Raw genomic sequence first — 15,538 nt, 5'->3', positions numbered from 1 at the left:
GCAGCGATGACCAGCGGCCAGCAATTCCATTTCATCTCCGGTTTGCCGCGCGCCGGCTCGACGCTGCTCTCCGCCATCCTGCGCCAGAATCCGCGCTTCCGGGCCGGCATGACCAGTCCGGTCGGCGCACTGTTCAATGGTTTGCTCGAACAGGTCAGCGCCGGTTCCGAGTTCGGCACGGTGATCAGTCGGGACAAGCGCCGGCGCTTGTTGCGTGGCCTGTTCGACAGCTACTACGCCGACCAGCCTGACGATAGCGTGGTGTTCGACACCAACCGCTTGTGGTCGGCCAGACTGCCAGCGCTGCGAGACCTGTTCCCGCAATCGAAGGTGATTGCCTGCGTGCGTAATGTGGCCTGGGTGATGGACAGTCTGGAGCGCCTGTACCGCGCCAATCCGTTTGAAAACACCCGCCTGTTCAACGACGCCGTCGAGCGCAACACCGTCTACAGCCGCGTCGACACGCTCGGTCAGCGCAACCGGCTGGTCGGGTTTTCATGGACCGCGATCAAGGAAGCGTTCTACGGCGAACAGGCCGGATCGCTGCTGCTGGTCGACTACGACCTGCTTGCCCAGGCACCGGAAAAAGTCCTGCCGCTGGTCTATCAGTTCATCGGCGAGCCGTGGTTTGACGGCCATGATTTCGGCCAACTGGAATTCGACGCCCCTGAATTCGATAGCGCACTGGGCCTGTCCGGCCTGCACAAGGTGCGCCCCCGCGTAGCACTCGAACCGCGCCGGACCATCTTGCCGCCCGACCTGTTTGCGCAATATCAGGACATGAGTTTCTGGCACGACGTAGCCAACAGCACGGCCAGCGTCATTACCGCAAAAAAAACTATTTCACCGTCGCAGGAAGCCCCATGAACCGCATCTTCAATACAGTCTGGAACGACCTTACGCACACCTTCGTGGCAGTCGGCGAACATGTCCGCGGGCGTGGCAAGCGCAGCGGTGGCAGCAGCGCCGGCGCAAGTGATACCGTCGTCGTGGCGGGTCCGAAGCAGCGACTGCGGCAGGCACGCCCCGGCATGCTGGCGCTGGAAGCACGCATCATGTTTGATGGTGCGGCCGTGCACACGGTGGTCGATGCGGTGCATCACGTCGAAGCGCCCGTGGTCCAGCGCATCGTCGAAGCCGCCCCCGTTGCCGAAGTGCAGAAGCTGGCCGAACGCGCAATCGACAGTATCCCGGCCAACCAGAAAGTACTGATTGTTGACGCCCGCGTCCCCGACTACCAGCGCATCGTCGACAGCGCCGAGGCCGGCGTGAAGGTCGTGGTGCTGGACGTGAATCAGGACGGCATGACGCAGATCGCCACTGCGCTCAAGGGCATGCATGACATTGCCTCGATCAGCATCGTCTCGCATGGCGACAGCGGCTTGCTGCTGCTCGGCAACGCAGCGCTATTTAGCGCCGACCTCGATCGCTACCAGACCCAATTGCAGGACATCGGTGCCGCCCTGAAACCGGGTGGCGACATCCTGTTGTATGGCTGCGAAGTCGGCCAGGGCAGCGCGGGACGCGCCTTCATCGATAGCCTGTCGGCACGCACCGGCGCAGTCGTGGCGGCCTCCACCGATGCCACCGGCGGCACGGCGGCGGGCGGCAACTGGGACCTCGAAATTGCCACCGGCACGCTGCACAGCACGGCCGCTTTCGATACGGCGCAACTGGGCGACTACGATCACTTACTGGTAACCAGGAGCGTCAATAACATCGTCGACCTGAAAGCAGCCATCGCCACCGGCAATACCGATGGCGTCGACGACATCATCACGCTGACCGGCGACATCACATTCACCCAGGCGGCCGATACCATTGCGATCAGCGTCACCGATGGCCACAAGATGACCATCGTCGGTGGCGGTTTTAAGCTGGATGCCAACAACAAGGCCGGCGTGTTGAATATTGCGTCGAGCGGGACCGGATCGTCGATTGAAATCCAGAACCTGACGATCAGCAATGGCCTGCTCAGTGGGGTTGGCACCACTGGCGATTCATCCGTACGCGGCGATGCGCTGGGTGCCGGGATTTTCAACACCGGCACACTGGTCATTTCCGGCAGCACGATTACTGGCAACAAGGCCGCTGCCGGCGGTGGCGCGGGCAGCAGTTACCAGGGAGCCGGCAGCGGCGGCGGTGGTGGCGGCGGATTCGGCACGACATCTGGCGGTGCCGGCGGCAGCAGTGGCAGCATTGGTCCTTCGTCGCCTTCGGCCGGCAAAGGCGGTGATGGCGCGTCGAGCGGTGGTGCTCCGGGCGGCACCGGTGGCGGCACTAGCGGCGGTGGCGGCGCATTTTCTGGCGGTAGGTACTTCAGCAATGGTGGCAACGGAGGCACAGCCAATAACGGCACAATATCGATAGGCGGCGGCGGAGGAGGCGGTTACGATCAGGCCGGCAGCGCCGGTGGCAACGCGGTGGGTGCTATTTACAATACCGGCACCCTGACAATCACTAACAGCAGCATCACCAACAACATTGCAGCAGGCGGTGGCGGTGGCGGCGGTTCCAGCGGGTATGCAGAGGCCCGGAATCCCGGCGGTGTCGGCGGCGACGGTATCGCCGGAATCTGGAATAACGGTGGCACGACCCTGCTTGACTCTGCTACCAGCACCACTCTGGCAACCGGCAATGCAGCAGCAGGCGGCACTGGCGGTTACGGCAGCTCCGGCTCGGGCGCAAATGGCACCGCGTACGCCCAGAAGAAAGGCACCTTCGGCACGGCAGTCACCGCCGGTATCACCAGCGCCACCTACAACGCCAGCTCCGGCCTCATCAGCGTCACCGCCAGCGGCATGACCACCGGCGACACCATTGACAGTAGCAAGCTGACACTCACCGGCAATAACGGCAACACCTACACGCTGACCAGCGCCAGCACCACGGCCAGCAGCGCAACGGCATTTGCCATCACGCTCAATGCCAACGACAAACTGGCCATCAATGGCTTGCTCAACAAGACCGGCACCTCGGCGGTCGACAGCACCACCTTCAATCTGGCTGCCGCCACCAACTGGGACAGCACGGCCAGCGCCTCGGCCGACCTGACCGGCAACAGTGTGACCGTCAGCAACGTCAGTGCACCGACGGTCACCTCGGCGACTTACGATGCCAACAGCCATGTGTTGACGGTCACCGGCACCGGACTGGTCGGCACGATCGGTGCCACCAACGACATCACCATCAGCAAGCTGACCCTGCGTGGCGAAGGCAACACGAGCTATACGCTGACCAGTACCGATGTCGAGGTGACCAGCGCCACCGGTTTTTCGGTCACGCTCAACGCCACCGACTACGGCAACCTGGCGAGTATCTTCAACAAGAACGGCACCAGTTCGACTGGCGCAACCACCTACAATCTGGCCGCTGCCGATGACTGGAACAGCGTCATCACCGGCGGCGATATTGCCGACAGCAGCAATGCCATCACGGTCTCGAATGTCGCCGTGCCGATGATCACGTCCTCGACCTACAATGCCGCCAGCGGCGTGCTGGTCGTCACCGGCAGCGGCTTTCTGGCGCTGACCGGTTCAAGCAATGACATCGTCGCCAACAAGTTCACGCTCACCGGCGAAGGCGGCAGCACCACCACGCTGACCGATACGAGCAATGTCGAGATCAGCTCAGCCACCAGCTTCAGCCTGACCCTGAGCGCCACCGACAAGGCCGCATTCAACCAGATCGCCAACAAGAACGGCTCCAGCAGCACCGGCAGCACGACCTATAATCTGGCCGCCGCCGAGGACTGGACTGCGGGTGCCGAAGCCGCAGTCGTCGTCGCCGACCTGACCGGCAACGGCATCACCATCAGTAATGTCGCGGTGCCGACGATCACGTCATCAACCTACGATGCCGCCACCGGCACGCTGGTCGTTACCGGCACCGGTTTCCTGAAACGCTCAGGCGCGACCAATGACATTGATGTCAGCAAGCTCACCATCAGCGGCGGATCAACCAGCTACAGCCTCACCAGCAGCAGCGTCGAGATCACCAGCGGCACCAGTTTCACGGTCATTCTGAGCGACACCGACAAGACGGCGGTCGCCACGCGCATCACGGCCAATGGCTTTTCGGCCGGCGAGGATACGTACAACATCGCAGCCGCCGAAGACTGGAATACCGGTGCCAATGCCGCCGTCGCGATCGCCGACCTGACCAGCAACGGTATCAACGCCAGCAATGTCAGCACGCTGGTCACCAGCGTCAGCGCCAGTACCGCCAATCGCAGCTACATGGCCGGCGACACGATCGCCGTCACCGTGACATTCAGTACTGCCGTCACGGTCAACACCACCGGCGGCATACCGACGCTACTGCTGGAAACTGGTAGCACCGACCGCAACGCGACCTATGTCTCGGGTTCCGGTACCGGCACCCTCACTTTCTCGTACACGGTACAGACCGGCGACACCAGCGCCGATCTCGACTACCACGATACTGCCGCGCTCTCGCTCAATGGCAGCACCATTCGCGACGGCGGCAGCAACAATGCGACGCTGACCCTGCCCACGGTCGGCGGAGTCAATTCGATCGCCGGACAAAAGAGTTTGATCATCGATACGGCGCGCCCCACCGCGACCATTGTCGTCGCCGACAATGCCCTGGCCATCGGCGAAACCTCGCTGGTCACGATCACGTTTTCGGAACTCGTCACCGGCTTTACCAATGCCGACCTGGCCATCGCCAACGGCACGCTGACTTCGGTCAGTTCGATGGACGGCGGTCTCACATGGACCGCCACGCTGACACCGACGGCTAGCGTCACCAATGCCTCCAATCGAATCACGCTCGATAACACCGGCGTGACTGATGCGGCCGGCAATACCGGTTCCGGCACGACTGATTCGAACAACTACGCGATCGATAGTGTGCGTCCAACAGCAGGCATCATCGTTGCCGACAACGCACTGCTGGCTGGTGAAACGTCTCTGGTCACGATCACGTTTTCGGAAGCCGTCACCGGCTTCAGTAATGCTGACCTCACCATTGCCAACGGCACGCTGACTTCGGTCAACTCGATGGATGGCGGCATCACCTGGACCGCCACACTGACGCCAACGACCAGCGTTACCGATGCCGCCAACCTGATCACGCTCGATAACACCGGCGTGGCTGATGCTGCCGGCAATGCCGGTTCCGGCAGCACCGATTCGAATAACTACGCAGTCAGTACCGTGCGGCCAACGGCAACTATCGTGGTCTCCGACAATGCCTTGAAGGCCGGCGAAACGGCGCTGGTCACGATCACGTTTTCGGAAGCCGTCACCGGCTTCACCAATGCCGACCTGACCATCGCCAACGGCACGCTGAGCGCCGTCGGCTCGATGGACGGTGGTATGACCTATACCGCGACCCTCACGCCGACCGCCAGCACCATCGATGCGGCCAACCTGATCACGCTTAGCAACACTGGCATCACAAATGCGGCCGGCAATACCGGCACCGGCACAACCGATTCGAATAACTATGCGATCGATACGGCGCGGCCCAGCGCGACCATTGTCGTCACCGACAATGCGCTGGCCATCGGCGAAACATCGCTGGTGACGATCACGTTTTCGGAAGCTGTCACCGGGTTCTCCAATGACGATCTGAGTATCGCCCACGGCACGCTGTCAACGGTCGGCTCAACCGATGGCGGCACGACCTGGACCGCCACCTTCACGCCGACGACCGGCATCACCGACGCCAACAACCTGATCACGCTCAATAACAGCGGCGTCACCAATGCCGCCGGCAATGCCGGTTCTGGAACGAGCGATTCCGGCAATTACGCCGTCGATACCGTGCGTCCGGCATTGGCCTCCGCGATCACGATCTCCGACACGGCACTAAAAATCGGTGACAGCGCCACCGTCACGTTCACTTTTACCGAAGCAATCACCGGCTTCACCACCGCCGATGTGAGCGTATCCAACGGCGTGCTGTCGAACCTTACGACCGGCGATGGCGGCATCACCTGGACGGCGACCTTGACGCCGAACAGCAATGCCAGCGCTGCCAGCAACGTGATTACGCTGAACAAAACCGGCATCACCGATCTGGCCGGCAATGCCGGCAGTGGCACGAGCAATTCGGGTAATTACGCCGTCGATACCGTGCGTCCGGCGCTGGCCTCCGCGATCACGTTCTCCAGCACGGCACTGAAAATCGGCGACAGCGCCACTGTCACGTTCACCTTCACTGAAGCCATCACCGGCTTCACCACCGCCGACGTGAGCGTGGCCAACGGCACACTGTCCAACCTCATGAGCGGCGATGGCGGCATCACCTGGACCGCCACGCTGACGCCGAACAGCAACACGAGCATTAGCAGCAACGTGATCACGCTGGACAATGCCGGGGTGATCGATCTCGCCGGCAATGCCGGGTCCGGGATGACAAATTCAAACAGCTACGCGATCGACACCATCCGGCCAACCGTCACGATCGTCGTCGCCGATTCTGCGCTGAAGGCGGGCGAAACCTCACTGGTCACAATCACGTTCTCGGAAGCCGTCTTCAACTTCAGCAATGATGACCTGACTATTGCCAACGGCACGCTGACGGCGGTCGGCTCGACCGACTGCGGCATCACCTGGACCGCCACCCTCACGCCGACGGCCAACACGAGCAACGCCACGAACCTGATCACGCTCGACAAGTCCGGTGTGATTGACTGGGCCGGCAATGCCGGGTCCGGGACGACGAGTTCAAACAACTACGCGATCGATAACGTCAGACCAACGGCAACCATATCGGTCGGTGATATCGCGTTGTCGACAGGCGAAACCTCGCTGGTCACGGTCACGTTCTCGGAAATCGTCACCAATTTCAGCAATGCCGACGTGACCATCGCCAATGGCTCGCTCAGTGACGTCGTGTCTGTCGATGGCGGCATCACCTGGACCGCAACGCTGACACCAAACGCCAGCACGACCAGCGCCACCAACGCCCTCACGCTAGACCTGAGCGGCCTGACCGATCTGGCCGGCAATGCGGGCAACAGTATCGCCAGCTCCGGCAATTACGCCATCGATACCATGCCTCCGGCACTGGCCTCCGCGATCACGATCTCCGACACGGCACTAAAAATTGGCGACAGCGCGACCGTCACGTTCACCTTTACCGAAGCCATCACCGGCTTTACCACTGCCGATTTGAGCGTACCCAACGGCGTGCTATCGAACCTCACGAGCGGCGATGGCGGCAACACCTGGACCGCTACGCTGACACCGACGGCTAGCGTCACCAATGCCAGCAACGTCATCACGCTGGACAAGACTGGCATCGCCGATCTGGCCGGCAATGCCGGCAGTGGCACAAGCACTTCGGGTAATTACGCGGTCGATACCGTGCGTCCGGCGTTGGCCGCCGCAATCACGATTTCCGATACGGCACTGAAGATCGGCGACAGCGCCACCGTCACGTTCACTTTCACCGAGGCTATTGAAGGCTTCACCACCGCTGACGTCAGCGTGTCCAACGGCGTGCTGTCGAACCTCACGAGCGGCGATGGCGGCATCACCTGGACCGCCACGCTGACACCGACGACCAGCGTCACCAATGCCAGCAACGTCATCACGTTGGATAAAACTGGCATCGCCGATCTAGCCGGCAATGCCGGCAGTGGTACAAGCGATTCGGGTAATTACGCGGTCGATACCGTGCGTCCGGCACTAGCCTCCGCGATCACGATCTCCGACACGGCGCTAAAAATTGGCGACAGCGCCACCGTCACGTTCACTTTCAACGAGGCTATTGAGGGCTTCAGCACCGCTGACGTCAGCGTGTCCAACGGCGTGCTATCGAACCTCACGAGCGGCGATGGCGGTATCACCTGGACCGCTACGCTGACACCGACGGCCAGCATCACCAATGCCAGTAACGTCATCATGTTGGACAAAACCGGCATCGCCGATCTGGCCGGCAATGCCGGCAGTGGCACAAGCGATTCGGGTAATTACGCCGTCGATACCGTGCGTCCAGCGCTGGCCTCCGCAATCACGATATCCGATACGGCACTAAAAATCGGCGACAGCGCGACCGTCACGTTTACCTTCACTGAAGCCATTCAGAGCTTAACCACCGCCAATGTGACCGCGTCCAACGGCGTGCTGTCGAACCTCACGAGCGGCGATGGTGGCATTACCTGGACCGCCACGCTGACACCGACGACCAGCGTCACCAATGCCAGCAACGTCATCACGTTGGATAAAACTGGCATCGCCGATCTAGCCGGCAATGCCGGCAGTGGTACAAGCGATTCGGGTAATTACGCGGTCGATACCGTGCGTCCGGCACTAGCCTCCGCGATCACGATCTCCGACACGGCGCTAAAAATTGGCGACAGCGCCACCGTCACGTTCACTTTCAACGAGGCTATTGAGGGCTTCAGCACCGCTGACGTCAGCGTGTCCAACGGCGTGCTATCGAACCTCACGAGCGGCGATGGTGGCATTACCTGGACCGCTACGCTGACGCCGACGGCTAGCGTCACCAATGCCAGTAACGTCATCACGCTGGACAAAACCAGCATCGCCGATCTGGCCGGCAATGCCGGCAGTGGCACAAGCACTTCGGGCAATTACGCCGTCGATACCGTGCGTCCGGCGCTGGCCTCCGCGATCACGATCTCCGATACGGCGCTAAAAATCGGCGACAGCGCGACCGTCACGTTCACCTTCACCGAAGCCATTCAGAGCTTCACCACCGCCAATGTGACCGCGTCCAACGGCGTGCTGTCGAACCTCACGAGCGGCGATGGTGGCATTACCTGGACCGCTACGCTGACACCGACGGCTAGCGTCACCAATGCCAGCAACGTCATCACGCTGGACAAAACCGGCATCGCTGATCTGGCTGGTAATGCCGGTTCCGGTACGAGCACTTCGGGTAATTACGCGGTCGATACCGTGCGTCCGGCGCTGGCCTCCGCAATCACGATCTCCGACACGGCATTAAAAATCGGCGACAGCGCGACCGTCACGTTCACTTTCACCGAGGCTATTGAGGGCTTCACCACCGCTGACGTCAGCGTGTCCAACGGCGTGCTGTCGAACCTCACAAGCGGCGATGGTGGCATTACCTGGACCGCTACGCTGACACCAACGGCCAGCATCACCAATGCCAGCAACGTCATCACGCTGGACAAAACCGGCATCACCGATCTGGCTGGCAATGCCGGCTCCGGCACGAGCACTTCGGGTAATTACGCTGTCGATACCGTGCGTCCGGCGCTGGCGTCCGCGATCACGATCTCCGACACAGCGCTAAAAATTGGCGACAGCGCCACCGTCACGTTCACTTTCACCGAGGCTATTGAGGGCTTCACCACCGCTGACGTCAGTGTGTCCAACGGCGTGCTGTCGAACCTCACGAGCGGCGATGCTGGCATTACCTGGACCGCTACGTTGACACCGACGGCCAGCGTCACCAATGCCAGCAACGTCATCACGCTGGACAAAACCGCCATCGCCGATCTGGCCGGCAATACCGGGTCCGGCACGAGCACTTCGGGCAATTACGCCGTCGATACCGTGCGCCCCGCGCTGGCCTCCGCGATCACGATTTCCGATACGGCACTGAAGATCGGCGACAGCGCCACCGTCACGTTCACTTTCACCGAGGCTATTGAAGGCTTCACCACCGCTGACGTCAGCGTATCCAACGGCGTGCTGTCGAACCTCACGAGCGGCGATGGCGGCATTACCTGGACCGCCACGTTGACACCGACGGCTAGCGTCAGCAATGCCAGCAACGTCATCACGCTGAACAAAACCGGCATCGCTGATCTTGCCGGCAATGCCGGCAGTGGTACAAGCGATTCGGGTAATTACGCCGTCGATACCGTGCGTCCCGCGCTGGCTTCCGCGATCACGATTTCCGACACGGCGCTAAAAATCGGCGACAGCGCAACCGTCACGTTCACCTTTACCGAAGCTATTGAGGGCTTCAGCACCGCTGACGTCAGCGTGTCCAACGGCGTGCTGTCGAACCTCATGAGCGGCGATGGCGGCATTACCTGGACCGCTACGCTGACACCGACAGCCAGCACGACCAGTGCCGTCAACTCCCTCACGCTGGACCTGAGCGGCATCACTGATCTAGCCGGCAATGCGGGCAGCAGTATCGCCAGCTCCGGCAATTACGCCGTCGATACCGTGCGACCCACCGCGACCATCGTGGTCGCCGACCAGGTGCTGACCATCGGCAAAACCTCGCTGGTGACGATGACGTTTTCGGAAGCTGTCACCGGCTTCACCAATGCCGATCTGAGCGTGGCTAACGGCACCCTCAGCACGGCCAGTTCAGTCGATGGCGGAACGACCTGGACCGCGCTGCTGACTCCCGCGGCGCGCATCATCAACGCCAGCAACGTCATCACGCTAGCGCGCGACGGCGTGAGCGATGCAGCGGGCAACAGTGGCAGCGGCACGACCGACTCGAACAATTTCAAGGTGGATACCGGACCGTTGATTTCCGGCGCGACCTACGATGCCCGCAGCGGCGAACTGGTCGTCAGCGGCATCAACCTGCAGGCCGGCGATGCGATCGCTTATCGCAACCTGATCGTCACCGGCGAAGGTGGTCGCAGCACGGCGCTGCTCGGTTCGGCCGGCATCACTGCCAGCAGCGCAACGCGCTTTGCCGTCACGCTGGCCGAAGCCGACCGGCTTGCGGTCAATGCCTTGCTCAACAAGGATGGCAATAGCGCCATCGACGGCGTGCCGTTCAACCTCGGTGCATCGGCCAACTGGAACATCACGGCGGGGGCCGACGCCGACCTGAGCGGCAACGCGATCGTGGTCAGCAGGACCAACGTTGCGCCAACCATTTCCGGCACCCTCACCGGACAGACCGTCGACGACAACGCCAGCCTGCAGCCATTCGCCGGCATCGTCATAACCGACACCGATCCGGGTGCGCAGGAACAGGTCCGCATCGCGCTCGATCATGCCGACCGGGGCCGCTTTACTGACGCGTCGCTGGCTGTGTCCGGATTTTCCACCAGCGATGGCGGGCTGAGCTATGTCCACGTCACCGACAGTCCGGCCGTCATCGAAGCGGCGCTGCGTGCGCTGGTCTACCAGCCCGTCAGCAACCGCGTTGCGGTGGGCCAGAGCGAGACTGTCGCCTTCACTATCAGTGTCAATGACGGCTATGGCGTCATCACCGATACGGCCAGTTCGGTGCTGATCCGGTCAGTCAATGACGCCGCCGTCATCGGCGATGCCGTCGCCAGCGTCAGCGAAGATGGCCCGACGTCGGCCAGCGGCACGCTGACAATGACCGATGCCGACATCGCCCAGTCCGGCTTTGTGGCGCAACGCGCCAGCACCGGCACGTATGGCCAGTTCACGCTCGCTACCAGTGGCGCGTGGACCTACCAGCTCGACAACGGCGCTGCCAGCGTGCAAGCCCTCAACAGCGGCGAGCGCGTCAGCGATCGCTTCACCGTCGTCACTGCCGATGGCACCAGCAAGCAGTTCGTCGTGACGATCAGCGGCAAGGATGAAGCCGTTGTGGTGGTGTCGCCAGCACCAGCGGTCGTTGCCATCGCCGAACGCAGCGCCACCCCCACACCGGTCGCCACGGTCGCGCCAGCACCGGTCGTCATCGTCATTGAAGCCGCACAACCGGTATCCGAACCGCGCATGGCCGAAGTCCGTTACACCGAACCGGCCAATGTCGCCAACGGCTTCCGGATGGTTGTCAGTAGCGCGGACACGTCCGGCCTGCGCGTCCTCAATGGCATGCCTGACCAGAGCACGATCGACAACCGCATCGCATTCAGTATTCCGGTCGACGCCTTCGTCAACTCGAGCGCAAACGTCACCGTGCAATTGCGTGCCGACCTGACCAGCGGCACCGCCCTGCCCACATGGCTGCGCTTCGATCCGCAAACCGGACAGTTCAACGGCACGCCACCGGCTGATGCCCGCGGCGAACTGGTCATCAAGATCACTGCGCGCGACGCTAACGGCAATGAAGCCGTCACGACCTTTCGGCTCCAGCTCGACAGCAAACCGGCACCGGGTCGCGCCGGTCTGTCCGAACAATTGCGTCTGGCCAGGCTCGCCACGCGCCGGGCGGCATGACGAACCCGGCTGCCGCAGCGCTGTTCGAGCTGGCACGGCGCGCGCGCCAGCTCGATGACAGCACGGCGCTCGGCTTCATGGCGGTCAACGATACGCATGCGCTGGCACCATACCGGCAAGCCGCGCTGTGGCTGGCCGATGGCGGCGTGACGGCGCTGTCCGGCGTGGTCCAGCTCGAAGCCAACGCACCGTATGCGCAATGGCTGAACCGGGTCTGCGCAACGCTGCCGGTGGATGCGCCGCAGCCGGTGCTGACCGGACCGGACACGCTGGCACCCGAGGTCGCCAGCGAGTGGCCGGACTGGCTGCCGGCGCACGGACTCTGGTTGCCCTTCGTGGCCCGGTCCGGCAAGCCGGCCGGCGGTCTTTTGCTGGCGCGCGACTTGCCGTGGCAGGAACAGGAACAGGTGCTGCTGGCCGAATGGATGGATAGCTGGCGACATGCGTGGCAGGCGACGCATGTGCCCTCACCGTGGACCAGCCAGCGCTGGCTGGTCCATTTGCGTCCGCCACCGGGCACGCCGTGGTGGCAGCAAAAGCGCCTGGGCTGGCTGCTCGGCACGCTGGTCGTGCTGGCCTTGCCGGTACGCCTGAGCGTCCTGGCACCGGGCGAACTGGTGCCGGCCAATCCGGCCGTGATCCGCGCCCCGCTCGATGGCGTCGTCAGTACCTTTGCGGTCAAGCCGAACCAGCTGGTCGAGCGCGGTCAGCCGCTGTTTGCCCTCGACGACGTGACGCTGACCAGCAAGCTCGAGGTCGCCCTCCAGGCGCAGGCCAGTGCCGAAGCCGAATACCGGCAAGCCGCGCAACTGGCGGTGACCGACGGCAAGATCAAGAGTCGTCTGGCACTGCTGACCGGCAAACTCGCCGAGCGTCGCGCCGAAACCGATTACCTGCGCGGCCAACGCGAACGCGCCCATGTGGTCGCCCCGCAGGACGGCATCGCACTGTTCGATGATCCGGGCGAATGGATTGGCAAACCGGTCGTCACCGGCGAACGCATCCTGCGTCTGGCCACTGCTGGCGATGTCGAGATCGAAGTCTGGCTGCCGCTGGCCGACGCGATCCCGCTGGCCGATGGCACCCCCGTGCAGCTGTACCTCAATGCCAGTCCGCTGTCGCCGGTGGCGGCCAGACTGCGCTACATGGCACACGATGCCGTCCAGCGTCCCGATGGCAGCTATGCCTATCGCGTCCGCGCCACGCTGAGCGCCAGCACCACCCACCGCATCGGTCTGAAAGGCAGCGCCAAGCTCAGTGGCGACCGGGTCGCGCTGGTGTACTGGATTCTGCGCCGGCCGCTGGCCGCGCTGCGCCAGAGCGTCGGACTCTAAGCGATGGACTTGCCGGTGCTGCGTGAAGAAATCGCCCTGTTCGCCGGGCCGACACTGGCCGATGGCCAGCCCAGCTGGACGCTGCATGATCCGGTGCGCAACCAGTTTTTCCGGATCGACTGGATGACGTTTGAAATCCTCGCTCGCTGGAGCGCGTCGACGCTGACAACCATGCTGGCGTCGCTGCACGCCGAGACTACTTTGCGACCGGATACCGACGATATCGCCGCCGTCGCCACCTTCCTGCGCGATAACCAGCTGGTGCAAGTCGGCGGCACCGACAGCGCCGTGCAGCTGGCCGGACGGCAGGCACGTCTGCGCGGCAGCTGGCAGCAATGGCTGCTGCATCACTACCTGTTTTTTCGCGTGCCGCTGCTGCGCCCGGATGGCTGGCTCACGCGCTCCGCGGCGCTGGCAGCACCACTTTATACCCGCGCTTTCGCACAGCTCACCCTGCTGGCACTGGCGCTCGGGCTGGTGATGGTCTACCGCGACTGGACGCATTTTTCTGCGACGCTGCTCGATACCTTTACGCCCGCCAGCGTTGTCAGCCTCGGCCTCGCCGTGGTGTTCGTCAAAGTGCTGCACGAGCTGGGCCATGCGTTCACCGCCAAGCGTTACGGCTGCCGCGTGCCGGTGATGGGCGTGGCCTTTCTGGTGCTGCTGCCGATGGCCTACACCGACACCAACGAAGTCTGGAAACTGGCCAACCGCAAGCAACGCCTGATCGTCGCCGGTGCCGGCATCGCCACCGAAATAGGAGTAGCGATCTGGGCCACGCTGGCCTGGTGCCTGCTACCGGAAGGCGTACCGAAATCCATCGCGTTCCTGCTCGCTACCACTACATGGATCGCGACAGTAGCCATCAACGCCAGCCCGTTCATGCGCTTCGATGGCTATTTTCTGCTCTCGGACTGGCTTGACATGCCGAATCTGCACGGCCGCAGCTTCGCGCTGGCACGCTGGAAATTACGCGGCTGGCTATTCGGTCTGACGGCGGAACCACCGGAATATTTTTCGCGCCGGCGCACTGCCGGCCTGATTGCCTTTGCCTGGGCAACCTGGATTTACCGGCTGGTGCTGTTCCTCGGGATTGCCGCGCTGGTCTATCATTTTGTGGTCAAGGCGATCGGCATCCTGCTGTTCATCATCGAGATCGGCTGGTTCATCGTGCTGCCGCTGTGGCACGAAATCCGGCACTGGCCGGCACTGCTGCGCAAGGATGGCGCGAGCGGTCCCACGCCCTCGCGCGTGCGCCGCACCGCGCTGCTGCTCGGGCTGTTAGTGGTGCTGGCGGTGGTGCCGTGGCCGGCCCGACTGAGCGCATCGGGCATGCTGAAACCGGCCGTCATGCTGCCGATCCATGCGCCGGCCGGCGCGCAACTGACGCGCTTGCCGTGGCACGAAGGCAGCGTCGTCCCGGCCGGTGCCGTACTCCTCGAACTGGCCTCGGCCGAGCTACCGCTGCGCTGGCGCAAAGCGCAAGCACGCGTGACCCAGTTGCATCAGCAAAATGCCGATGCCGCGGTCGATGCCGAACAGCGCCAGAACCTGCAGGTACTGCAACAGGAACAGGCCTCGGCATTGGCCGAGCTGGCCAGCATCGAGGCCGAACTGGCGCTGTATGCGCCCAGCGCGCCGTTCGATGGCGTCTTGCGCAACATCGATCCGGAACTGGTTCCCGGCGTCTGGGTCAGCCAGCACGAACGGCTGGCGGTGCTGGTGCAACCCGGTACGTGGCAGGTCGATACCTATCTTGACGAAGACGATGTGCAGCGCATTGCCATCGGCGACCACGCCCGGTTTTATACCGACGGGCTGGCCGGTCCGGTGCTGCACCTGACGGTCAGTGCCATCGAGCCGGACGCCACCCGCACCTTGCAGGCCACCCAACTGGCTGCGCAGTTCGGCGGCTCGGTGCTGACCCGCGACAAGCGCGGCACGCAGGTACCGGAACGCGCGGTCTATCGGGTCATGCTGACGACGGGCGACGATCCGGCCAGCCTGTCGCAACAGAGCTGGCGCGGACGCGTCGTGATCCACGGGAAATGGGAAGCGCCGGTGGTGGCGTTCCTGCGTGCGGGGTTGGTGCTGGTGTGGCGCGAACTGGGATTTTGA

4 protein-coding genes are annotated in these 15,538 nt (G+C 63.1%); all 4 read left to right on the top strand.

All coding sequences use genetic code 11. The features are described from left to right. Positions 1–6 precede the first annotated feature (6 nt). From QN370_RS12380 to QN370_RS12365, 4 genes are read left to right on the top strand one after another with little or no spacing between them, the layout of a single operon-like run. On the top strand, positions 7–867 hold the full coding sequence (locus QN370_RS12380) for a sulfotransferase (RefSeq protein ID WP_322127777.1): 861 nt from the start codon (positions 7–9) through the stop codon (positions 865–867). Further along, the gene (locus QN370_RS12375) at positions 864–12,086 is read left to right on the top strand and encodes an Ig-like domain-containing protein (RefSeq protein ID WP_322127778.1); all 11,223 of its coding nucleotides are present in this window, start codon (positions 864–866) and stop codon (positions 12,084–12,086) included. Before QN370_RS12380 ends, QN370_RS12375 begins: the two co-directional genes overlap by 4 nt. After that, positions 12,083–13,420, top strand: a complete 1,338-nt coding sequence (locus QN370_RS12370; protein WP_322127779.1) for an efflux RND transporter periplasmic adaptor subunit — start codon at positions 12,083–12,085, stop codon at positions 13,418–13,420. The genes QN370_RS12375 and QN370_RS12370 overlap by 4 nt, the downstream gene beginning before the upstream one ends. Positions 13,421–13,423: 3 nt before the next feature. After that, on the top strand, positions 13,424–15,538 hold the full coding sequence (locus QN370_RS12365; protein WP_322127780.1) for an HlyD family efflux transporter periplasmic adaptor subunit: 2,115 nt from the start codon (positions 13,424–13,426) through the stop codon (positions 15,536–15,538).

Source organism: Actimicrobium sp. CCI2.3 (genome assembly GCF_035019065.1).
GTDB lineage: Bacteria > Pseudomonadota > Gammaproteobacteria > Burkholderiales > Burkholderiaceae_D > Actimicrobium.
This window is presented reverse-complemented; position numbering and strand designations above follow the sequence as displayed.

Excerpts from the sequence above, each read along its gene's own strand:
- QN370_RS12375 (WP_322127778.1), top strand. The coding sequence starts at position 864 with ATGAACCGCATCTTCAATACAGTCTGGAACGACCTTACGCACACCTTC.
- QN370_RS12365 (WP_322127780.1), top strand. The coding sequence starts at position 13,424 with ATGGACTTGCCGGTGCTGCGTGAAGAAATCGCCCTGTTCGCCGGGCCG.
- QN370_RS12380 (WP_322127777.1), top strand. The coding sequence starts at position 7 with ATGACCAGCGGCCAGCAATTCCATTTCATCTCCGGTTTGCCGCGCGCC.
- QN370_RS12370 (WP_322127779.1), top strand. The coding sequence starts at position 12,083 with ATGACGAACCCGGCTGCCGCAGCGCTGTTCGAGCTGGCACGGCGCGCG.